The following is a 20121-nucleotide window of genomic DNA, read 5'->3' as shown; positions in this document are numbered from 1 at the left end:
GGAAAAGCTCAGCCGACCTTCTGCATCGGCACGACGTTGTGCAGCGTGCGATCGGCGTTGTCGAAGAAGCGGCGGATGTTGCGCGCGGCCTGGCGGATGCGCTGCTCGTTCTCGACCAGCGCGATGCGCACGTAATCGTCGCCGTGCTCGCCGAAGCCGATGCCCGGCGCCACCGCGACGTCGGCCTTCTCGACTAGCAGCTTCGAGAATTCGAGGCTGCCGAGGCTCCGGAAACGCTCCGGGATCGGCACCCAGGCGAACATCGAGGCGGAGGGCACCGGGATGTCCCAGCCGGTCTTCTGGAACGCGTCGACCATCGCGTCGCGGCGGCGGCGATAGGTGGCGCGCATCTCATGGATGCAGTCCTCCGGGCCGTTCAGGGCCGCGGTGGCGGCGACCTGGATCGGCGTGAAGGCGCCGTAATCGAGGTAGGACTTCACCCGGGTCAGCGCCGCGAGCAGCCGCTCGTTGCCAACCGCGAAGCCCATCCGCCAGCCGGCCATCGAGAAGGTCTTGGACAGGGAGGTGAACTCGACCGCCACGTCGATCGCGCCCGGCACCTGCAGCACCGAGGGCGGCGGGTTGGCGTCGTCGAAATAAACCTCCGCGTAGGCGAGGTCGGAGAGCAGGATCAGCTCGTGCTTCTTCGCGAAGGCGACGAGGTCGCGGTAGAAATCGAGCGAGGCGACGTAGGCCGTCGGGTTTGACGGATAGCACACGACCAGCGCCACGGGCTTCGGGATCGAGTGCTGCATCGCCCGCTCGGCCGCCGGGAAGAAGGCCGGGGTCGGCTCGGCCGGGACCGAGCGGATCACGCCGCCCGCCATCAGGAAGCCGAAGGCGTGGATCGGGTAGCTCGGGTTCGGCACCAGCACCACGTCGCCCGGCGCCGTGATGGCCTGCGCCATGTTGGCGAAGCCCTCCTTCGAGCCCAGCGTCGCCACGACCTGGGTGTCGGGGTTCAGCGAGACGCCGAACCGGCGCTGATAGTAGTTCGCCTGGGCGCGGCGCAGGCCGGCAATGCCCTTCGAGGCCGAGTAGCGGTCGGTGCGCGGCTTGCCGGCGGTCTCTACCAGCTTCTCGATCACGTGGCGGGGCGCGTCGAGGTCCGGGTTGCCCATGCCGAGATCGATGATGTCGGCGCCGTTGGCGCGGGCGGCGGCCTTGATCCGGTTGACCTGCTCGAAGACGTAGGGGGGCAGTCGCTTGATGCGATGAAAATCGGTCATGGCCGGGTCCTGGATCGGCGCCGCCGCTGCGACGCGCGTGTCACACACGCTGTCTAGAGGGGTTTTGGGGGAAGAGGAAGTTCGAGGGCGGAGCCTTGCGTCACTCGGCCGGCGGGACTTTCGGAGGAGCCGGCGGCTTAACGGCGCCGCCGACCTTGGCGGCGTCGCGGCCCTTCGCCTCGTTGCGCTGGCGGCTGGCATCGAGCTCGGCCTCGAGCTGCTTCACCCCGGCGGCCGACTTGGCGCGGGTTTCGCGAGGTGGGGCCGAGACGCCGACCGGCAGGAACTCGCCGCCCCCGCGGCGGGTCTCCTTCACGAAGTCGGGCGCCGCGACCTCCTTGGGGCCGAACCCGGCGGATTTCGCAGCGTCGCGGATGCCGGCCCCGTCGAGGACGCAGCCGCCGGCGGAGAGGCAGGCCGGGACGATCGCCAAGAGGATTGCGGTGCGGGCGGCGACGGGCGAAAGAGCGGGGAACGCGGGCATGACGTTTGGGAAACCTTGCGCGAGGGCACCGTGGCAGTGAGGAAACCCGGTCCGGTCATCTGGCGGAACCGGCGGTTTGCGACGATATTTTGTCGGAAAGGCGGCTTGCTGCGGCGGACCGTCGACATGAGGGAGGAGAACGCGCGTGACGTCTGAGAGGAGTACGGCGCCGGTTGCGGATGTGGAGGCCCTGTCGCGCAATGCGGGCCTGATGACCGAGCAGTTCAGCCGGGCGCTCGCCGCCTACGCCAAGCCCCTCGAGGAGGGCAAGCCGAGCACGGCGCTCGCCGAGTCGGTGACCGAGGTGGTGCGCACGCTCGGCACCGTGGCCGAGAAGTGGTTCACCGATCCGCAGAAGGCGCTGGAGGCCCAGTCGTTGATCGGCGGCCAGTTCCTGGCCCTGTGGGGCTCGACGCTGCAGCGGATGCAGGGCGAGACGACGGTCACCCCCGTCGCCCTGCCCGACCCCAAGGACAAGCGCTTCGCCGCGCCCGAATGGACGACGAACCCGGTCTTCGACTTCCTGAAGCAGGGCTACCTGATCACCACCCGCTGGGCCGAGGTCCTGGTCGACGAGGCCGACGGGCTCGATCCGCATACCCGCGCCAAGGCGCAGTTCTACGTCCGGCAGATCTCCGGCGCGATGTCGCCGTCGAACTTCCTCGCCACCAACCCGGAGCTGATCCGCGAGACGTTCCGCGAGAACGGCGCCAACCTCGTGCGCGGCATGAAGATGCTGGCCGAGGACGTCGAGGCCGGCGGCGGCGAGTTGCGGGTGCGCCAGACCGACCAGGGCCAGTTCAAGGTCGGCGTCAACATGGCGAACACCCCCGGCGAGGTGGTGTTTCGCAACGACCTGATCGAGCTGATCCAGTACGCACCGCAGACCGACACGGTGCTCAAGCGCCCGCTCCTGGTCGTGCCGCCGTGGATCAACAAGTTCTACATTCTCGACCTGAACAAGGACAAGAGCTACATCGGCTGGGCCGTGAGCCAGGGCCTGACGGTGTTCGTGATCTCCTGGGTCAATCCGGACGCGCGCCACGCGCAGAAGGACTTCGAGAGCTACATGCGCGAGGGCATCTTCGCGGCCCTTGAAGCGATCGAGAAGGCGACCGGCGAGCGCCAGGTCTCGGCGGTGGGCTACTGCGTCGGCGGCACGCTGCTCGCCGTGAGCCTGGCCTACATGGCGGCGGTCGGCGACGACCGCATCGCCAGCGCCACCTTCCTGACCACCCAGGTCGACTTCACCCATGCCGGCGACCTGAAGGTCTTCGTCGACGAGGCGCAGATCCGCTCGATCGAATCCGGCATGCAGAGCCGCGGCTACCTCGAAGGCGCCAAGATGGCCAACGCCTTCAACATGCTGCGGCCGAACGACCTGATCTGGCCCTACGTCGTCAACAACTACCTGAAGGGCAAGGCGCCGCTGCCGTTCGACCTCCTGTACTGGAACTCCGACGCGACCCGGATGCCGGCCGCCAACCACTCGTTCTACCTGCGCAACTGCTACCTCGACAACAAGCTGTCGCGCGGCGAGATGATGCTCGGCAACGTGCGCCTCGACCTCGGTAAGGTGACGATCCCGGTCTTCAACCTCGCCACCCGAGAAGACCACATCGCCCCGGCGCTCTCGGTCTTCGAGGGCTGCCGCGCCTTCGGCGGCTCCGTCGACTACGTGCTGGCGGGGTCGGGCCACATCGCCGGCGTCGTCAACCCGCCGGCGAAACCCAAATACGGGTACTGGACCGGCGGTCCCGCCCACGGCTCGCTCCAGGACTGGATCTCGGCCGCGACCGAGCACAAGGGCTCGTGGTGGCCGTACTGGCTCTCCTGGCTCGAGTACCAGAATTCCGAGCGGGTGCCGGCGCGCCAGCCCGGCGGCGGGGTGCTGCCGTCGCTCGGCGCGGCGCCGGGGACCTACGTGCTCGAGAAGGCGTGAGATGAGAGAAGCCCCCGGGATGTGTCCCGGGGGCTCGCCGTCAATCCAGATAAATCTGAAATATTCCTACGTCATCCCGGGGCCGCGAAACGGAATTCGGGATCCATAACCGCTGAGGTTCTAGGATGAGGCGGTACGCTGTCCGCTTGGTCCGGCACCGCCAGCGATTATGGATCCCGGGTTCTCGCCTTCGGCGAGCCCCGGGATGACGTCGAGGGCCGTGAGAGCGGCCGGCGACGCTCTCTTGTCTCGCTCAGTACTTGCGGACGATCGGCACCGGAATCGGCGCCGGGGCCGGCGGGTTGTCCCAGCGGTACTTCAGGCCGACCGAGACGATGTCGGCGCTGGCATCCGAGGTCGCCAGGAAGGCGAGCGGCGCGGTGTAGAGCGGCTCGCCCGGCACGATCGCGATCCGGTTGCGGCCGCCGACCGAGAACAGGTGCTGGTAGGAGACGTCGAACTGGATCTTCTCGCTGTAGCGGTAGCTGGCGCCGACCGAGGCGAAGTAGCGGTCGCCGTCGGGCAGGCGGGTCGAGCGGTTGGAGAGGTCGATCGGCGACTGCTCGTAGGCGAAGCCGAGGCGGCCGGTCCATTGCGGGGTGAAGTCGTACTCGGCGCCGACCGAGTAGTAGAACCCGTTCTTGTAGTTCAGCGGCAGAGCCGTCACCGGCCGGCCGAGCGCCAGCGACACGATCGCCGGCGAGCCGATCCGGGTCCAGTTGTCCCACTCGAAGCCGAAATTCAGGCGGAAGTCCTGGGTGATCGCCTGGGTCAGGCCGACCGAGACCTTCTCGGGGGTGTTGAGCGAGGCGCGGACCTGGCCGATGCCGTAGGCCGAGCCCTCGATCTGGTGGTTGATCGAGGAGCGGTAGCCGACGCCGACCGTGGTGCCCTCCGAGAGGCGCGCCACCACGCCCGCCGTGAAGCCCCAGCCCCAATCGTCGCCCTTGAGGAACGCCGTCTGGGCGCCCGGGGTGATGCCGGTGGCCTGGCGGAGCGTCAGCTTGAAGTATTCGAGCACCGGCCCGGCCGCGACCGACAGCCAGTCGTTGACCTTGTAGCCGATCACCGGGTTGAAGTTCAGCGAGAAGATCTTCGACGACCGGCTGTAGGTCTGGCCGGCCCAGACCGGGTTCGGCTTGGTGATGAGGCCGAACGGCGCGGCGCCGGAGAGGCCGATGAACAGCCGGTCGCTGATCTGGTAGTTCGTGTAGGTCGCCGGCAGAACCGCCGCCTGGCCGATATCGCCCGAATTGCCGAGCCCGATCAGCGGCGGGAAGGTGCCGGTCGTCGGCGTGATGGTGGCCGAGGGCGCCACCAGGGTGGCGTTGAAGTCCGAGTTCCAGCCCGGCTTCATCGTGACGACGGCCGGGTTCCAGAACATCGACGACAGGCCGCCGGAGCCCGACGCCGCGCCCGCGAAGGCGAGACCCATCGCCTGGGCGCTCTGCTCGCGCAGCCCGAACGCCGCCGCCTGCGCCGCCCCGTTGGCCCCCGCCAGCAGCATCAGCGATGTGCCGGCCAGCAGCGCCGCCCGCCTCGAACCCGTCATGACGTTACCCCAGACCCCAAAGTTCCGTGCCGCGCGGCTTCACGGACGCCCACAGCTTGGGCGGGATGATGCGGCAGCAGGCAGCGTTCAGGCAATCCCGGGGTCGGGCTCGGGATCTATCAGATCGACTTGAGTACGAGCGTGCAGTGATTGCTCACGAACGCATCATCTCAGTCGAGATTGGGAATTCGGCCTGCCTATCAGGACTTCTCCTGTAGAGGCAAAGATGGCGCCGAACGGCCCCGCCCGCCGAGCCGACACGGTTTCGCCCCACATGTGACGAAACTGCAACGGGCGAAGCCGCTATCGGGCAGGCTCGCCGGCTTGCGGCGGCCCGGCGCCGGCGCCAATGTCCCGGCCCGCGTGGATCTAGGGAGACGACCAATGAAGCTTGTGCGCTGGGGCGAGAGCGGGGCGGAGAAGCCGGGCCTCGTCGATGGGAACGGTGCGATCCGCGACCTGTCCGGGGTGATCCGCGACATCGCCGGCCCGTTCCTCGCCGCCGACACCCTCCACACCCTGCGCGGCATCGATCCTGCGACCCTGCCCGAGGTGCCGGCCGGCACGCGGCTGGGGCCGTGCGTCGGCCATGTGCGCAACTTCATCGCCATCGGCCTCAACTACGCCGACCATGCCGCCGAGACCGGTTCGCCGATCCCGGCCGAGCCAATCCTGTTCAACAAGGCGCCGTCCTGCATCGTCGGCCCGAACGACGACGTGATCCTGCCCAAGGGCTCGGCCAAGACCGACTGGGAGGTCGAGCTCGCCATCGTGATCGGCAAGCGCGCGTCCTACGTCCACGCCAACGAGGCGCTGGACTACGTCGCGGGCTACTGCGTCTGTCACGACGTGTCCGAGCGCGAGTTCCAGCTCGAGCGCGGCGGCACCTGGACCAAGGGCAAGGGCTGCCCGACCTTCGGTCCCCTCGGCCCCTGGCTCGTCACCCCGGACGAGATCGCCGACGTGCAGAATCTCGGCATGTGGCTCGACGTGAACGGCGAGCGGATGCAGACCGGCTCGACCCGCACGATGATCTTCGACTGCCGGCAGATCGTCTCCTATCTGTCGCACTTCATGCTGCTCGAGCCCGGCGACGTCATCACCACCGGCACGCCGCCCGGCGTCGGCATGGGCATGAAGCCGGCCCGCTTCCTGAAGTCCGGCGACGTCGTCACCCTCGGGATCGAGTCCCTGGGCGAGCAGCGCCAGACCGTCGTCGCCTTCGACGACTGGACCGCCAAGGTGGCGGCCGGCCAGCCGACCAACTGACGTGCGACGGCCCGCGGGTTTCCGTCCCGCGGGCTTCCACCCGGAGGGCGAAGTGATGGACGTGCTCGTCGTCGACGACCACCCGATCGTGCTGCAGGGCTGCCGCCGGGTGCTGGAGGATGCCGGCGTCGGGACCGTGCACGAGGCCACCGGCATCGCCGCGGGCTATCGCCGCTTCCGCCGCCACCGGCCCGACCTCGTCGTCGCCGACCTGACCTTCCAGGGCGCCTCGCTCAGCGGCCTGGCGCTGATCCGTCGGATCCGGGCCGTGGCCCCGGACACCCGCATCCTGGTCTTCAGCATGCACGACGACCCGGAGATCGCGGTCCGCGCCCTGGAGAGCGGGGCGGCCGGCTACGTGCTGAAGGACACCGCCTCGTCGGAGCTGCACCTCGCCTTCGAGCGGGTGCGGGACGGCGGCACCTACGTCGCGCCCTCGCTCGCCGCCGAGGTCGACCGCCTGCGGCGCGAGGCGCCGGCCGCCCCTCCCCTCACCCCACGCGAGCGGCAGATCCTGGCCCGCCTCGGCGCCGGGCGCTCGCATGGGACGATCGCCGAGGAGCTGGGGCTCAGCTACAAGACCATCGCCAATGCCTGCACGCAGCTGCGCCGCAAGCTCGGCGCCCGCACCCTCGCCGACCTGATCCGCATCGCCCTGCGCGAGGCGGGGCGGAATCCCTGATCCCCGCCCCCTTCGCCGAACCTTGGCCGTACGGTGGCAGGCCGCGCCGCGCCGCCCTTCGCGGCCCTTCCTTGCGAAAACAGTTAACCGATGTAAACCACGCACGACGAAGAAACAAACATCTTTGAGTATACGCTAGAATATCTTTATTTGCACTGTTCCATAATGTCGCCTTCTTCGGTTTTATGTTGCACCGCGTCAAGCAACAAAACGGGAATGCGAAATGGTTTCGAAGGCAAAGCTGGCGATCCTCGGCCTCGCAGCAGCGGGCGCCGTCGGAGTGACGTTACAAGCCAGCACGCCCGCCGAAGCCCAGTCCGGCCGTGCCTCCTGGTACGGACCCGGATTTCAGGGCCGGCGCACTGCGAATGGTGAGCGCTTCAACACGCACGCCTTCACGGCGGCTCACCGCCGCCTCCCCTTCGGCACCCGGGTCCGGGTCACCAACACGTCGAACGGCCGCTCGGTCGTGGTGCGCATCAACGATCGCGGCCCCTTCGTCGGCGGCCGGGTGATCGACCTATCCCAGGCCTCCGCCCGGGCGATCGGCATCGCGGGCGTCGCCCGGGTGCGCCTCAGCCGCCTCTGAGCGGCGCCCCGGCCGGCGCCCCTCGGACCCGTCGCGGCGAAGTGGATCCGGGCTCCTCGCGGTCCTGCGCCGCCATCCGGTGCGAGTCGGCCTCCGGAAGAAATCTTCTGGAAATCATCTGCAGCGAAGACGATAATCGATCCGTCCAGTCCCGATGCCGGCTCGTCTTGGATACGGTCCGGTTCGGGACGGGTCGATCGGCTCGTGCGACAGTCGAGACGGGCGTTCCGGCGCCGGTCGCGGCTCTCGCCGATGGTCAAGTCTCGGATTCGACCCCGCAGCGGACGCGTCTGCGCAGCCTTTTTCGGCCGCGCGGCGCGCGCGCACGGCCAAGGTACCCCATTGCGGCCGGGATCGTCGGGCAGGCTGCCGCCTTCCCCCCGACCCCGACCTTCCCCTCACCCTCCCGGAGAGACGTCGTGCTCCTGCGCTCCACCCTCGCCCTCGTCCTGACCACCGGCGCCGCCCTTGCCCAGCCCGCCCTCGCCCAATCGGCGATGGTCGATCGCGCGGTGCTCAAGCAGTACTGCACCGGCGATTACCTGACCTATTGCGGCAACCTCTCGCCGGACGGACCCGAGGTGCAGGCCTGCTTCCGCCACAACAAGTCCAAGCTGTCGCCGGACTGCCAGGCCGCGATCAGCAGCTACATGAAGGCGCAGCGCAAGGGCTGACGACCGGCGGGCCCTCCCCTCGCGGGAGGGCGGCCGGCCCGTCCCCGCATCGACCGGGCGGAGCCCCGGACACCCGGCCCGCCGTCGATCGACCGTCTTCCATAATATTGTGCCCCAATCATTGGCCCGATTCGTGGTTCGCGCCTGTCCTGGCGGCGCATCTGGTGCGGCGCGGCAAATGGCGACAAGGCCTGCATACCAGACATGGCTTGCGACGCCGCCGCTCCATCTTCCGTAATGCGCCAGGTCCGTCCCGGTGCGTCGCGCGCCGCCCACGGGATTCTGCGACAATATTCCGAGATGCCCAGTCGTTTTGTTTTGTTAGTGTTTTGATTGACGAAAATACTGTCGTTTATTAGGTATTTTTTCATATCATTGCTTTAAAAAAGATCATGCTTTTCTTCATTCTTCAATAAGAATTCGGGAGCACGGTCTCGGGCACGTGCTGCGAGAGACCGCCCCCTTGTCCTTCCTCCCATCGAGTCATGCCGCTCTGCTCGCGGCCGTCGACCGGTCTCAAGGCCGGATCGAGTTCGACCCGGCCGGGATGATCCTGGATGCGAATGCCTGCTTCCTGGGCCTGACCGGCTACACCCTGGCCGAGCTCCAGGGCCGGCATCACAGCCTGCTGATGCCGCCGGGCGAGCGCGACGGCCCGGACTACGCGGCGTTCTGGCAGGGCCTGCGGGAGGGCCGGTTCGAGACGAGGGAGTTCCGCCGGATCGCCAAGGACGGCCGCTCGATCTGGATCCAGGCCTCGTACAACCCGGTGCTCGACCGGCGCGGCCGCGTGGTGCGGATCGTCAAGCTCGCCTCCGACATCACCGCCCGCAAGGAGCGCGACACCTACCTGGCCGGCCAGATCGCCGCCCTCGACCGCTCGCAGGCGGTGATCCACTTCACGCCCGGGGGGATCATCACCGAGGCCAACGCCATCTTCCTCGACGCGATGGGATACGCCCGCGACGAGGTGGTGGGGCGCCACCACGGCCTGTTCGTCGCCGAGGCCGAGCGGACGAGCGCTGCTTATGCTGCGTTCTGGCAGGGCCTGGCCGACGGCCGCCACCAGGCCGGCGAGTTCCACCGCGTCGGCAAGGGCGGCCGCGACGTGTGGATCTTCGGCGCCTACCACCCGGTGCTCGACCTCGACGGCAAGCCCTGCGCGGTGGTGAAGTTCGCCACCGACATCACCCAGCAGGTGCTCGACCGCCAGCGCCGCAGCGTCGGCCAGCGGACGATCGAGGCGGACATCGCGGCGATCACGGTCGCGGTTTCGGAGGTCTCTGGCCAGGCCCGCGCCACCAGCGAGCAGACGGCCCAGACCTCCGGCAACGTCGAGGCGGTGGCCGCCGGCACCGAGGAATTCGCCGCCTCGATCGCCGAGCTCGGCCGCCACGCCGAGGATGCCCGCGCCGCCTCCGACGCGGCGGTGCAGAAGGCCCGGGATGCCGGCGGCATCGTGGCGAGCCTGACGGAGGCTGCCGACCGGATCGGTGAGGCGGTGTCGCTGATCCGTTCCATCGCCGACCAGACCAACCTCTTGGCCCTCAACGCCACCATCGAGGCGGCGCGGGCCGGTCAGGCGGGCCGCGGCTTCGCGGTGGTCGCCGCCGAGGTCAAGGCGCTCGCCGGTCAGTCGGCCCGAGCGACGCAGGAGATCGGCACGCAGATCGACGCCGTGCAGGGCGCGACCTCCGGGGCGGTCGCGGCGATCGCGGCGATCGTGGCGGCGATCGGCACCGTCAGCGAGATCTCGGTCGGGGTCTCGAGCGCCATCACCCAGCAGGCCGCGGTGACACGCGACATGTCGGCCAACATGCAGAACGCCGCCCGCAGCGTCGCCTCGGTGCGCCGGAACATGGAGCGGATCACCGGATCGGCGGACGAGGTCGACCTCTCGATCCGCAAGGTGTCGCAGGCGGCGCGGGCGCTGCTCTGAGGTCGGGGGCGGAAGTCCCTTCAGGTGGTGCGGATGTCGCTCAGGCGCTGAGCCCGAGGAGTACCACCAGGGCGATCCCGAGGGCGAGGCACGAGGCTGCGGCGAACAGGACGGGCATCTTTGAGCCTCCAGGGGAGCGGCGACGGCCCGGCCGTACTAGCGCCGGAGTGAGGCCGCTCCGTGACGGTGGGGCAGGAAGCCCGGCCGCGAGCCAGCCGGCACGGGCGACACGGCGGCCTCACGAGGCTTGGACGGCCCGACTCGCCCCGCGAGGCATGTTCCGGTAGTATGGCTGTTCGAGCAAGCAAGGAGAGCCATGCATCTCGTCGTGACGGCCCACACCCCGGACGGGCACCTCTCGTACCAGCGCTCCTCACCGGAGGCGGCTCTGGAGAAGGCGGACGAACTCGCGGCGGACGGCCACGAGTGGATCGTAATCACCGACATTACCGGCCGCCATTACGAGCCCGGCGAGTTCGACGGCCTGTTCGTGCATCCGGGCCAATGATACGAACTCCGGAAGATTCCTTCCGGAGTTCGTATCACACGCCCGCGCGGCGCTTGGGCGCGGCCGATCTCCGCTTTGCGAAGCCATCAGTCGGAGGTCGTCCAAGGACGCGGGGGCGGGACCGGTCTCGTCCCCGCCCGCTCCGCGCCGATGCGGACCTTCCGGCCCGGACTGCCCGGCCGAACCCGCCGATCGGCGTAAGCGCCGCCCCCGAAATGCGGTCCGGCTCCTCCGACTCGACAAGGTTGCTCCGCCCCCGACCCATGGTCTGATCGCGGCCTAGCGTGAGGAACCGCGGGGTGCGGTCGTCTCGCGCCGGCTGACCTCCCGCGACACGCGCGCAGCCGAGACGTGCAACCGGGACCGGCCAGCCAGGGTCGGCCATGCCGAGGGTCGGACATGCCGAGCGTCGACGTCATCATTCCCTGCTATCGCTACGCGGATTTCCTCGCCGAGAGCGTCGGCAGCGTCCTCGCGACCGAGGATTGCGACGTCCGCGTCCTGATCCTCGACGACGCCTCGCCCGACCACACGCCGGAGGTGGCGAGAGCCCTGTGCCGGGCCGATTCCCGCGTGGAGTACGTCCGGCACGCGACCAATCACGGCCACATCGCCACTTACAACGAAGGCCTGGCCTGGGCGCGGGCGGAGTGCCTGCTCCTGCTCTCGGCGGACGATTTCGTCACGCCCGGGGCCTTGTCCAGGGCCGCGCACCTGATGCAGACGCGGCCGGAGCTGAGCCTGGTCTACGGCCCCTATCTCAGCGTCGAGGAGGGCAAGCCGCGCCCGGAGATGCCGCCGGCCGATCGCGAGGCGGGCCACACGGTCTACGACACGCGGCAGTTCTTCGCGCTCAACCGCTTCATCAACCCGATCCACACCTCGACCGCCGTGGTGCGCACCGCGATCCAGCACCGGGTCGGCGGCTACAAGGCGGAGCTGACCCATTCGGGCGACCAGGAGATGTGGTTGCGGCTCGCCCTGCACGGATCGGTCGCCCGGATCGACCGGCCGCAGGGCGTCTGGCGCCAGCACGGCAGCAACATGTCGTCGTTCTACTACGAGCAGATGCTGCGCGACATCGACCAGCGCAAGCTGATGTTCGACACCGTCTTCGGCTACCCCGAGGCGGCGCCGGTCGCCGACATGGAGGCGCCGATGCGGCTCGGGCTCGCCATGGCGGCGGTGCGGCACGCCAGCCAGCCCTTCGACCGGGGCGATGCGGCGGGCGCCCGCCACATGATGGCGCATGCTGCCGGCCTCAGCCCGGCGGTGCGCCGCACGCGGTTGTGGTGGCTGCAAGCCGCCAAGCTGGCAATGGGCCCGCGCGCCTGGCAGGCCGTGCGCCCGGTCGTCACGAAGCGGCTCGGCCTGTCGCTCGGCCGCTTCGTCGCGCCGATCGAGCGCCCGGACGCGGTGTAGGAGGAAAGCGGCGGATGGCTCGAAGGAAAGGGCTACCGTCCACTGCGTCGCTCCCGGGCCGTGGAAGCGGGGCTGGATATCCGGAACTCGAAGCCGGTTCGAGTTCGCTTGAGCCAATCCAAACGCTCCGCGCCATCATGGGTTCTCGCCCATCGGCGAGCCCTGGGATGACGCGGAGAGATGTCGGGCCGTGGGGCAGGTCGACCCGCGAGCCAATCCCCACAGGGTCTCGTTCATGCTCCCAGAGATGGGCCCGGAACGGCAGAACGCCGCGGACCGTGACCGGTCCGCGGCGCCAGAATTTTCAGAGTCCGAAAGATTACGCGGCCTGATGGCCCAGATGCGCCGCCACGGTCGAGACCCGCGAGCCGACCAGCTTGACGGCGCTGCGCAGTTCCTCACCACTCACGCCGAAATGCCCGGCCCAATAGGCGCGGTCGTCGGGGCAATGGATGTCGATGTGCTGCGCGAAACGCGGCTTGAGAGCGTCCTGGGAGGCGGACATGGTCATATCCTGAACTGTCGAGTGTACCAGTCACCGCTGGCACGGGACGCTTGGCGTCATGTAACGTGAGAACGCCCGATTCCGCGAAAAGTTGCCGGCTCGGCCTGCGCGTCCCTGCGGCAATCCTGCGCCGGGACGCTGGCGGGGGAGGCACGGGGCTGGTACCCGCTCAGGGCCTCGATTCCTCATCGTAAGGACCCGACCATGCGCCGTTCCGGCCCTGTCCTCCTGCCCGCCCTCGCGACCCTGATGCTCGCGACCGTGCCGCTCGCCGGCTCGGCGACCGCCCGCGAGATGCCGACGACCGCGACGACGGCGCCGGCCGCCGCGCGCAAGGCCAACGTGGTGATCCTCGCCACCGGCGGCACCATCGCGGGCGCGGGGGCGGATGCCAGCAACAGCGCCACCTACCAAGCCGCCAAGGTGCCGGTGGACAAGCTGATCGCCGCGGTGCCCTCCCTGAGCGAGCTCGCCAACGTGCGCGGCGAGCAGGTGCTCCAGATCGCCTCCGAGAGCTTCACCAACGCGCAGCTGGTGCAGCTCGGCAAGCGCATCTCGGCCCTCCTGAAGCAGGACGACGTCGACGGGGTGGTGGTCACCCACGGCACCGACACCCTGGAGGAGACCGCGCTGTTCCTCGACCTCGTCGTGAGGAGCGACAAGCCGATCGTGGTCGTCGGCTCGATGCGGCCCTCGACCGCCATCTCGGCCGACGGCGCCCTTAACCTCGCCGACGCGGTCGCCACCGCGGCGAGCCCGGCCTCGAAGGGCAAGGGCGTGCTGGTGACGATGAACGACGAGATCCAGGCCGGGCGCGACGTGACGAAGCGCGTCAACATCAAGCCGAGCGCGTTCTTCAGCCAGTGGGGCCCGCTCGGGATGGTGGTCGAGGGCAAGACCTACTGGTTCCGGGCGCCGGTGAAGCGGCACGGCGCATCCTCGGAATTCGACATCGACACGATCGACACCCTGCCGGAGGTCGCGATCGTCTACGGCTCGGGCAACATGAACCCGGCGCCCTACACCGCCGCCGTGCAGGCGGGCGCCAAGGCGATCGTGCATGCCGGCACCGGCAACGGCTCGGTGGCGGGCTACCTCGTCGACACGCTGAAGGATCTGCGCGCCAAGGGCACGCTGATCATCCGCTCCTCGCGCGTCGGCGACGGCTTCGTGCTGCGCAACGCCGAGCAGCCCGACGACCAGTACGACTGGGTCGTGGCCCACGACCTCAACCCGCAGAAGGCCAAGATCCTGGCGGCGGTCGCGCTCACCAAGACCAGCGATACCAAGGAGCTGCAGAGGATCTTCTGGGAGTATTGAGCTGAACATCTAAATCGTCTGCATCCTTATCCCATCCACAACCTCATCCTGAGGTGTCAGTCGATCAAAGATCGACTGACCTCGAAGGAGGGCTCCAGGGATGTCGGCAATGTCTGGAGCCCTCCTTCGAGGCTCCCGTTGGTCGCACCTCAGGATGAGGTCGCGGGTGGGAGGGACGATTTGCGTCCAGTGCGGCCCCAGCCATCGGACGCCGATACCTTCCACTGCCCCCCGACCCCCGATCATGGCACGGCCGCCGCCCCGGCCAAGCCACGCGGGCAGCGCACCCCCGATGCGCGATCGAAGCTGGACAAGCCCCGCCCCGCCCTGCCACTCTCTCGCGAAACAACGTTTCGCAGGGTGGACACTCCCATGATCAGTGCGGATCTGCGCGGGCGCCGCGTGCTCGTCACCGGCGGCGCCTCGGGCATCGGGCTCGCCGCCGTCACGCTCTTCGCCCGCTGCGGCGCCGAGGTGGCGCTCAACCACCTCGCCGAGGATGCCCGCGGGCCCGATGCCGCGGCACGACTGACGGCCGAGGGCCTGACGGTCCGGGCGCTCCCCGGCACCGTCTCGGTGCCGGGCGAGGCGGAGGCGATGGTGGCGCGCGGGATCGACGCGCTCGGCGGCCTCGACGTGCTCATCAACAATGCCGGCACCCCGGCCACGACCACGCCGATCGCCTTCTCGGACCTCGACGCGATGACCGAGGAGTTCTGGCAGACGATCCTCGCGACCAACCTGATCGGCCCCTTCCGCTGCGCCCACGCAGCGGCCCCCGCCCTGCGCCAGTCCAAGGGCGCCATCGTCAACACCGCCTCGGTGGCCGGGCTCGGGCAGCGCGGCTCCAGCCTCGCCTATTCGGCGAGCAAGGCGGGGCTGGTGAACCTCACCCGCAGCCTCGCCCGGGCGCTCGCCCCCGAGGTCCGGGTCAACGCCGTGGCGCCGGGCCTGGTCGAGACGCCGTGGACGGAACAATGGTCGGCCGAGCGCAAGGCCGAGTCGGTGGCGCGCACCCTGCTGGCGCGGATGGCGAAGCCGGAGGACATCGCCCAGGCGATGCTGTTCCTCGCCGCCGGCGCTCCTTACGTCACCGGAGAGACCCTGGTGGTCGACGGCGGCATGATCTGAAGCGGGAGGCACCCATGTCGCGCAAGACCGTCATCACCTGCGCCCTCACCGGCTCGTTCGATACGCCCTCGAAGAATCCGGCAGTGCCGGTGAGCCCGCAGGCCATCGCGCAATCGGCCCTGGAGGCGGCGGAAGCCGGCGCCGCGATCGTCCACATCCACGTGCGCGATCCCGCCACCGCGAAGCCCAGCATGGAGCTGTCGCTCTACCGCGAGGTGGTGGAGCGGATCCGCGAGAAGAACTCGGACGTCATCCTCAACCTCACCACGGGCGCGGGCGGGCGCTACGTCGCCGGCGATCCCGACCCGGCGGTGGCGGGCCCCGGCACCACGCTGGCCTCGCCGGAGGCGCGCACCCGGCACGTCACGGCGCTGCGGCCCGAGATCTGCACCCTCGACGTCGCGACGATGAACTTCGGCGAGCACGCCTTCATGAACACGCCCGCCCATCTGCGGGCGATGGCGGCGCTGATCCGCGCGGCCGGGGCGAAGCCGGAGATCGAGGTGTTCGACCTCGGCCAGATCGAGCTCGCCCGCCACCTCCTGGCGGAGGGGCATCTCGACTCGCCGCCGATGTTTCAGATCTGCCTCGGCATCCCGTGGGGCGCGCCGGCGACGCCCGAGACCCTCTTGCAGATGCGCGACCGCCTGCCCCGGGACGCGGTGTGGTCGGCCTTCGGCATCTCACGGGCCGAGTTTCCGATGGTGGCGCTCGCCGCCACCGCCGGCGGTCACGTCCGGGTCGGGCTCGAGGACAACCTCTACCTGTCGCGCGGGCAGCTCGCCCCGAGCAACGCGGCCCTGGTCGAGAAGGCCGTGAGCCTGCTCGCCCATCTCGACTGCGCCCCCGCCAGCCCGGCCGAGGCACGGACGATCTTCGGGCTCTCGGCCTGAGCCGGCGGCGTGGCCGAAAGGCCGGATCCCTTTACCAGAAAAGCGTGGCCGAAAGGCCGAGTGCCCTGATCGAAAGCGTGGCCGAAAGGCCACGCTCGCGGACCGTTTTCCTGTCGCGACCGCCGCCGACCTACATCTCACTCGACGAATCCGGCCACGCTCGCGGGCGATGGACCGGATTCGATGCGAGTTGCAGTTCCGCCGTAAAGATTCCGCAGTCGACGGCACTGTAGCGTCGCCCCACGGGCAGGCATCGATTGCCGGAAAATGGGAGCCGCGGCGGCCCGACGTCCCGAGGCCTGCGGCGCGGCTCCGAGGGAGTGTTGTTCGATGATCGGAAGCGGTTACGGGAGGGCCCTGATCGCCGCGGGTCTCGCGGTGCTGGCCGGCGGCGCGCACGCCGCGCAATGCGGCAACACGGCCGCCGGGTTCGAGGCCTGGAAGCGGGACTTCGCCGACGAGGCCCGCGGGCGCGCCAGCCCCGCCGCCATCTCGGCCCTGATGGGCACCTCGTACTCGTCGGCCACCATCGCGGCCGACCGGGGTCAGAAGAGCTTCAAGCTCTCCCTCGAGCAGTTCATGGCCAAGCGCGGCGCGGCGTCGATCATCTCGCGCGGCCGGGCGATGAGGCGCTCGCAGGCCGGGCTGTTCGACTCGATCGAGCAGCGCTACGGCGTGCCGCCGGGCCCGCTGCTGGCGATCTGGGGCATGGAGACGGCGTTCGGCGCCGTGAAGGGCAACGTCAACACCCTCTCGGCGGTGGCGACCCTGGCCTATGATTGCCGCCGCTCGGCCTACTTCACCGACCAGCTCTACGCCGCCCTGACCCTGGTCGACCGCGGCGTTCTGAGCCCCAGCACCCGCGGCGCCGCCCATGGCGAGATCGGCCACACCCAGTTCCTGCCGAAGAATGTTTTGAACTACGGCACCGGCGGCAGCCTCGACAACGCCTCGGTCGCGCTGAACTCGACCGCGAACTTCCTCAAGGCCCATGGCTGGCGCGCCGGCGCCGGCTACCAGCCCGGCGAGCCGAACTTCGCGGCGATCCAGGGCTGGAACGCCGCCTCGGTCTATCAGCGCGCCATCGCGATCATCGGCGCGAAGATCGACGGGGAATGATCGAAAGGTGAGAAAGCGGCCTCCGGGAGTTCCGGCTCCCGGAGGTTTCAAGACAGGCTCGACCCAACGACCCACCGTGCTGCGCCCTTTGTCCCCTCCCACCCGCGGCCTCATCCTGAGGTGCGAGTGAAACGAGCCTCGAAGGAGGCCTCCAGGGATCGCGGAGACTCCTGGAGCGCTCCTTCGAGGTCGGTCGATCTTCGATCGTGCGCGATCTCCGATCGCCGACACCTCAGGATGAGGTCGCGGACGGGACAGGGGTTCGGACAGGGGGTCTCGAACGATTGTCAACCCCGCGTGGCGCGGTCCGACGGCCCGCCCCGCCCGATCCGCGGCAGGTCGCTCGCGCCGCTGCCCGGCACCACGACGAGGCGGCGGACCTCGCCGCGCAGGAAGGCCTGCAGGAAGCGGTCGTAGTTGCGGAACGAGACGCAGCCGTTCGAGGCACCGCTCGGGCCCAGCATGTAGGTATGGGCGAGCAGCCCGACGCGGTTGTGGATGGCGCCGCTGCCGCCGACCGGGTTGAGTCGGATCGCCCGCACGCCGTGGAACAGCGCCTCGCGCTCGGTGAGGTCGTAGGTGCCGGGCGGCGTGGCGCCGCGCATCTTCAGGTGGACGTTGCGCGGATCGTCCATGTGCGGCCCGAGGCCGGAATGCGCCTCCAGCGATTCGCCGCTCGGCAGGGTCACGGTGCGGGCGCTGATGTCGTAGACCGCGATGCCGGGGCTGGCGCTCAGGCGCGGGCGCGGGCTCGGATCGAGGCCGCCGGGGGCCGCGTAGGCGAGGGTCTGCGTCGGGGCGCTCGCCCCCCCTCCCCCGAAGATCCGGTCGAACAGCGAGGGCTCCTCCGGCAGGGCGGCCTTGAATACGCTCTGGGTCGAGGCCATGGCCTGCGTGGAGCGCCGCGGGACGCGGGTGGCCAGCACGGTCGGGACGGGCCGTGTCTCGGAAGGGCGCAGCTCGGGCGGGCGTGGCACCGGCAGGGGAACGGCGACGAGCGGCGTGGTGGCGGGCTGCACCGCCGCGGACGGCGCGGTGTCGCGCGGCTCGGCATCGGGGCGCAGAGCCGCGAGCGGCGAGACGTCCCGCTCGACGAGGGCGGCCGGCGCGGCCTCGGCGAGGCGCTGCGGCGCGGGAACCGGGGCGGGGGGCGCGGCCGCGACGAGCGGGTTCGCCTCGGCCGGACTCTCGCGGGTGAAGCCCGCCGCGTCGCTGCCGAGAGTCGGCACCGGCGCGAGCATCCAGCCGAGCTCGACCGGGGAGATGCGGGCCTCGCGCAGCGGCGCGACCGGATTCGCCGCGAGGCCTGCCACCGGGGGCCGGACCGCCTCGCGCGGCATCAGGCCGGCGGCGGCGCCGATGCCACCGAGCACGGCGGCGATGCCGAGGAGCCGCCGGTTGCGGCGGCGGCGGCGGAGGGAGCCCGGGGCGAGGCGACCGGACGAATACGCGACGAGGTCCATGCGGCCTGTACTCGATGGCTTGTCCCGCACGGACCCGCCCGGCCGGCCGCCGGCGCACGAGCGCCCGACGGGCCGGTGAGATCGGCCGTTTAGGAAAGGATCAACCTTAAGCCCTCGTATTGAGCGGCCTCTTGGTTAATCCCGGCTAAATGACATCGACCGAATTCCAAGAATTCGTGGCACGCTGATGGCGGGCAGGACCGGACGGGTCTCGGGCCGGCTCCGAGCCGGGATGGAACGACCGTCGCCACCCCTCTTCGGTATGCCCCGGCGCGTAGCGGACAGGCAGGGTCCGGGGAAATGAGTGGCGTGGGTTTCCCCCTCTGCGCAGGGCTGTCCGGGAAAAAATCTGGGCTGGGTGCATGCCCTGCCACGCCGGAGGTGATCCGAGAGTTGTCCGGTTGTCGAGACACGAACATCCGGGCAGGACATGCACCCCAGCGGTACCCGTTTCGCCCAGCTGCTGGAAGGCCTCAATCGCCAGCAGATTGCCAAGTGCGTCGCGCGCCACGGCGCCGATGCCTACGACAAGTGCTTCTCCTCATGGGATCACCCGCTGGCGCTGATCTTCGCCCAGCTCAGCCCGGCCGTCAGCCTGCGCGGCCTGGAAGTCGCCTGGAACGCTCACGCCGTGGCCCATCCCCATCTCGGTACCGGGCCGCTGCACCGCTCGACCCTCTCGGATGCCAACCAGCGCTGCCCCCTGGCGGTGTTCGCCGAGACCTTCGCCCGCCTGGCTGGGCAACTCGACCGCTCCTTGCGCCGCGACGGGCGCACCCTGCTGCGCCTGATCGATGCCAGCCCGATCCCGCTCGGGGCCCGGCACGACTGGGCCTGCTCGAACGGCCGCATCCGCGGGCTGAACCTGCATCTGGCCTACAGCCCCGAGACCAGCCAGCCCCGCCTGCTCGGGCTCACCCCCGCCACCCGCAACGATGCCGAGATCGGCCGACAGATCCCGCTGGAGAGCGCAGCCTCCTACGTCTTCGACAAGGGCTACTGCCATTACGGCTGGTGGAGCGCCATCGCCGAGGCCGGTGCGGTGTTCGTCACAAGACCCAAGACCAACATGCGCCTGACTGTCTGCGCCCGTCGTCGTCTGCCGCCCAAGCCTCAGCGAGAGGGCGACGGCCTCACGCTGTTGGCCGATCAGGAGGTCGTCCTGGCCAGCAAGGGCGACTCGCGCCTGAGCATGGGCCTGCGCCGGATCGCGCTGCGCTGCCACGAGGGCGGGGCGCGCCTGACGCTTTTGACCAACGACCTGACCCGTTCCGCCACGGAGATCGCCACGCTCTACAAGGCACGCTGGCGGATCGAAATAGTCCTTCCGCAACTGACAAAAGCGTCCGCGCTCGCCATCCGGGCCGACGGGAACCACGTAGCGGATCTCGACCTCGGCC

The 20121-nt window shown here is 69.6% G+C and carries 18 protein-coding genes; 13 read left to right on the top strand and 5 right to left on the bottom strand.

Annotation, left to right across the window (positions count from 1 at the left end):
* Positions 1-8: 8 nt before the first annotated feature.
* Both ABZT49_RS28395 and ABZT49_RS28390 read right to left on the bottom strand, forming a co-directional pair.
* Complete coding sequence (locus ABZT49_RS28395) at positions 9-1229, bottom strand: LL-diaminopimelate aminotransferase (protein WP_355291106.1); 1221 nt, start codon at positions 1227-1229, stop codon at positions 9-11.
* 100 nt (positions 1230-1329) lie between these two features.
* Entirely contained in the window at positions 1330-1713 is a 384-nt protein-coding gene (locus ABZT49_RS28390; protein ID WP_355291104.1) for a hypothetical protein, read from the bottom strand.
* Positions 1714-1858: 145 nt separating this feature from the next.
* On the opposite strand from ABZT49_RS28390, the gene phaC reads away from it, so the two are divergent.
* A complete protein-coding gene (phaC, locus tag ABZT49_RS28385) occupies positions 1859-3655 on the top strand; it encodes a class I poly(R)-hydroxyalkanoic acid synthase (RefSeq protein ID WP_407943588.1) in 1797 nt (598 codons plus the stop codon).
* 253 nt (positions 3656-3908) lie between these two features.
* On the opposite strand, the gene ABZT49_RS28380 is transcribed toward phaC, so the two are convergent.
* A complete protein-coding gene (locus tag ABZT49_RS28380) occupies positions 3909-5207 on the bottom strand; it encodes an outer membrane protein transport protein (RefSeq protein ID WP_355291102.1) in 1299 nt (432 codons plus the stop codon).
* Positions 5208-5591: 384 nt separating this feature from the next.
* Between ABZT49_RS28380 and ABZT49_RS28375 the strand changes: the two genes are divergently transcribed.
* From ABZT49_RS28375 to ABZT49_RS28345, 7 genes are all read left to right on the top strand, one after another.
* Complete coding sequence (locus tag ABZT49_RS28375) at positions 5592-6476, top strand: fumarylacetoacetate hydrolase family protein (RefSeq protein ID WP_355291100.1); 885 nt, start codon at positions 5592-5594, stop codon at positions 6474-6476.
* A 55-nt stretch (positions 6477-6531) separates the two neighbouring features.
* Positions 6532-7158 (top strand): response regulator transcription factor, encoded by a 627-nt coding sequence (locus tag ABZT49_RS28370; protein ID WP_355291098.1) that lies wholly within the window; start codon positions 6532-6534, stop codon positions 7156-7158.
* A 223-nt stretch (positions 7159-7381) separates the two neighbouring features.
* Positions 7382-7747, top strand: a complete 366-nt coding sequence (locus ABZT49_RS28365) for a septal ring lytic transglycosylase RlpA family protein (protein ID WP_093568376.1) — start codon at positions 7382-7384, stop codon at positions 7745-7747.
* Positions 7748-8166: 419 nt separating this feature from the next.
* Entirely contained in the window at positions 8167-8421 is a 255-nt protein-coding gene (locus ABZT49_RS28360) for a hypothetical protein (protein WP_355291096.1), read from the top strand.
* A 463-nt stretch (positions 8422-8884) separates the two neighbouring features.
* Complete coding sequence (locus ABZT49_RS28355; RefSeq protein ID WP_355291094.1) at positions 8885-10360, top strand: PAS domain-containing methyl-accepting chemotaxis protein; 1476 nt, start codon at positions 8885-8887, stop codon at positions 10358-10360.
* A 316-nt stretch (positions 10361-10676) separates the two neighbouring features.
* Entirely contained in the window at positions 10677-10868 is a 192-nt protein-coding gene (locus ABZT49_RS28350; RefSeq protein ID WP_355291092.1) for a hypothetical protein, read from the top strand.
* A 399-nt stretch (positions 10869-11267) separates the two neighbouring features.
* Positions 11268-12290, top strand: coding sequence for a glycosyltransferase family 2 protein (locus tag ABZT49_RS28345; protein WP_355291090.1), 1023 nt, complete (start codon positions 11268-11270; stop codon positions 12288-12290).
* Between the two features lie 319 nt (positions 12291-12609).
* On the opposite strand, the gene ABZT49_RS28340 is transcribed toward ABZT49_RS28345, so the two are convergent.
* Positions 12610-12795 carry a DUF3606 domain-containing protein gene (locus tag ABZT49_RS28340; protein ID WP_093566070.1) on the bottom strand — a complete coding sequence of 62 codons (186 nt, stop codon included), beginning with the start codon at positions 12793-12795 and terminating at the stop codon, positions 12610-12612.
* A 204-nt stretch (positions 12796-12999) separates the two neighbouring features.
* Between ABZT49_RS28340 and ABZT49_RS28335 the strand changes: the two genes are divergently transcribed.
* From ABZT49_RS28335 to ABZT49_RS28320, 4 genes are all read left to right on the top strand, one after another.
* Entirely contained in the window at positions 13000-14115 is a 1116-nt protein-coding gene (locus tag ABZT49_RS28335; RefSeq protein ID WP_407943587.1) for an asparaginase, read from the top strand.
* A 372-nt stretch (positions 14116-14487) separates the two neighbouring features.
* Complete coding sequence (locus tag ABZT49_RS28330) at positions 14488-15246, top strand: SDR family NAD(P)-dependent oxidoreductase (protein WP_355291088.1); 759 nt, start codon at positions 14488-14490, stop codon at positions 15244-15246.
* Between the two features lie 14 nt (positions 15247-15260).
* A complete protein-coding gene (locus ABZT49_RS28325; RefSeq protein ID WP_355291086.1) occupies positions 15261-16139 on the top strand; it encodes a 3-keto-5-aminohexanoate cleavage protein in 879 nt (292 codons plus the stop codon).
* A 330-nt stretch (positions 16140-16469) separates the two neighbouring features.
* Positions 16470-17258 (top strand): lytic transglycosylase domain-containing protein, encoded by a 789-nt coding sequence (locus tag ABZT49_RS28320; protein WP_355291084.1) that lies wholly within the window; start codon positions 16470-16472, stop codon positions 17256-17258.
* A gap of 287 nt (positions 17259-17545) precedes the next feature.
* On the opposite strand, the gene ABZT49_RS28315 is transcribed toward ABZT49_RS28320, so the two are convergent.
* Positions 17546-18721 carry a tlde1 domain-containing protein gene (locus ABZT49_RS28315; RefSeq protein ID WP_355291082.1) on the bottom strand — a complete coding sequence of 392 codons (1176 nt, stop codon included), beginning with the start codon at positions 18719-18721 and terminating at the stop codon, positions 17546-17548.
* 430 nt (positions 18722-19151) lie between these two features.
* Here ABZT49_RS28315 and ABZT49_RS28310 point away from each other — a divergent pair.
* On the top strand, positions 19152-20121 hold a 970-nt coding region (locus ABZT49_RS28310; protein WP_355291080.1), incomplete at its 3' end, for an IS4 family transposase.

Origin of the sequence: Methylobacterium sp. EM32, assembly GCF_040593685.1 — a bacterium.
GTDB lineage: Bacteria > Pseudomonadota > Alphaproteobacteria > Rhizobiales > Beijerinckiaceae > Methylobacterium.
The sequence above is the reverse complement of the archived record's forward strand: the minus strand, read 5'-3'. Positions and strand labels throughout refer to the sequence as shown.

What these genes read in the sequence shown, in the direction of transcription:
- ABZT49_RS28350 (WP_355291092.1), top strand. Translation starts at nt 10,677, where the DNA reads ATGCATCTCGTCGTGACGGCCCACACCCCGGACGGGCACCTCTCGTAC.
- ABZT49_RS28330 (WP_355291088.1), top strand. Translation starts at nt 14,488, where the DNA reads ATGATCAGTGCGGATCTGCGCGGGCGCCGCGTGCTCGTCACCGGCGGC.
- ABZT49_RS28345 (WP_355291090.1), top strand. Translation starts at nt 11,268, where the DNA reads ATGCCGAGCGTCGACGTCATCATTCCCTGCTATCGCTACGCGGATTTC.
- ABZT49_RS28335 (WP_407943587.1), top strand. Translation starts at nt 13,000, where the DNA reads ATGCGCCGTTCCGGCCCTGTCCTCCTGCCCGCCCTCGCGACCCTGATG.
- ABZT49_RS28395 (WP_355291106.1), bottom strand. Translation starts at nt 1,229, where the DNA reads ATGACCGATTTTCATCGCATCAAGCGACTGCCCCCCTACGTCTTCGAG.
- ABZT49_RS28380 (WP_355291102.1), bottom strand. Translation starts at nt 5,207, where the DNA reads ATGACGGGTTCGAGGCGGGCGGCGCTGCTGGCCGGCACATCGCTGATG.
- ABZT49_RS28325 (WP_355291086.1), top strand. Translation starts at nt 15,261, where the DNA reads ATGTCGCGCAAGACCGTCATCACCTGCGCCCTCACCGGCTCGTTCGAT.
- ABZT49_RS28320 (WP_355291084.1), top strand. Translation starts at nt 16,470, where the DNA reads ATGATCGGAAGCGGTTACGGGAGGGCCCTGATCGCCGCGGGTCTCGCG.
- ABZT49_RS28370 (WP_355291098.1), top strand. Translation starts at nt 6,532, where the DNA reads ATGGACGTGCTCGTCGTCGACGACCACCCGATCGTGCTGCAGGGCTGC.
- ABZT49_RS28375 (WP_355291100.1), top strand. Translation starts at nt 5,592, where the DNA reads ATGAAGCTTGTGCGCTGGGGCGAGAGCGGGGCGGAGAAGCCGGGCCTC.
- ABZT49_RS28315 (WP_355291082.1), bottom strand. Translation starts at nt 18,721, where the DNA reads ATGGACCTCGTCGCGTATTCGTCCGGTCGCCTCGCCCCGGGCTCCCTC.
- ABZT49_RS28340 (WP_093566070.1), bottom strand. Translation starts at nt 12,795, where the DNA reads ATGTCCGCCTCCCAGGACGCTCTCAAGCCGCGTTTCGCGCAGCACATC.
- ABZT49_RS28365 (WP_093568376.1), top strand. Translation starts at nt 7,382, where the DNA reads ATGGTTTCGAAGGCAAAGCTGGCGATCCTCGGCCTCGCAGCAGCGGGC.
- ABZT49_RS28390 (WP_355291104.1), bottom strand. Translation starts at nt 1,713, where the DNA reads ATGCCCGCGTTCCCCGCTCTTTCGCCCGTCGCCGCCCGCACCGCAATC.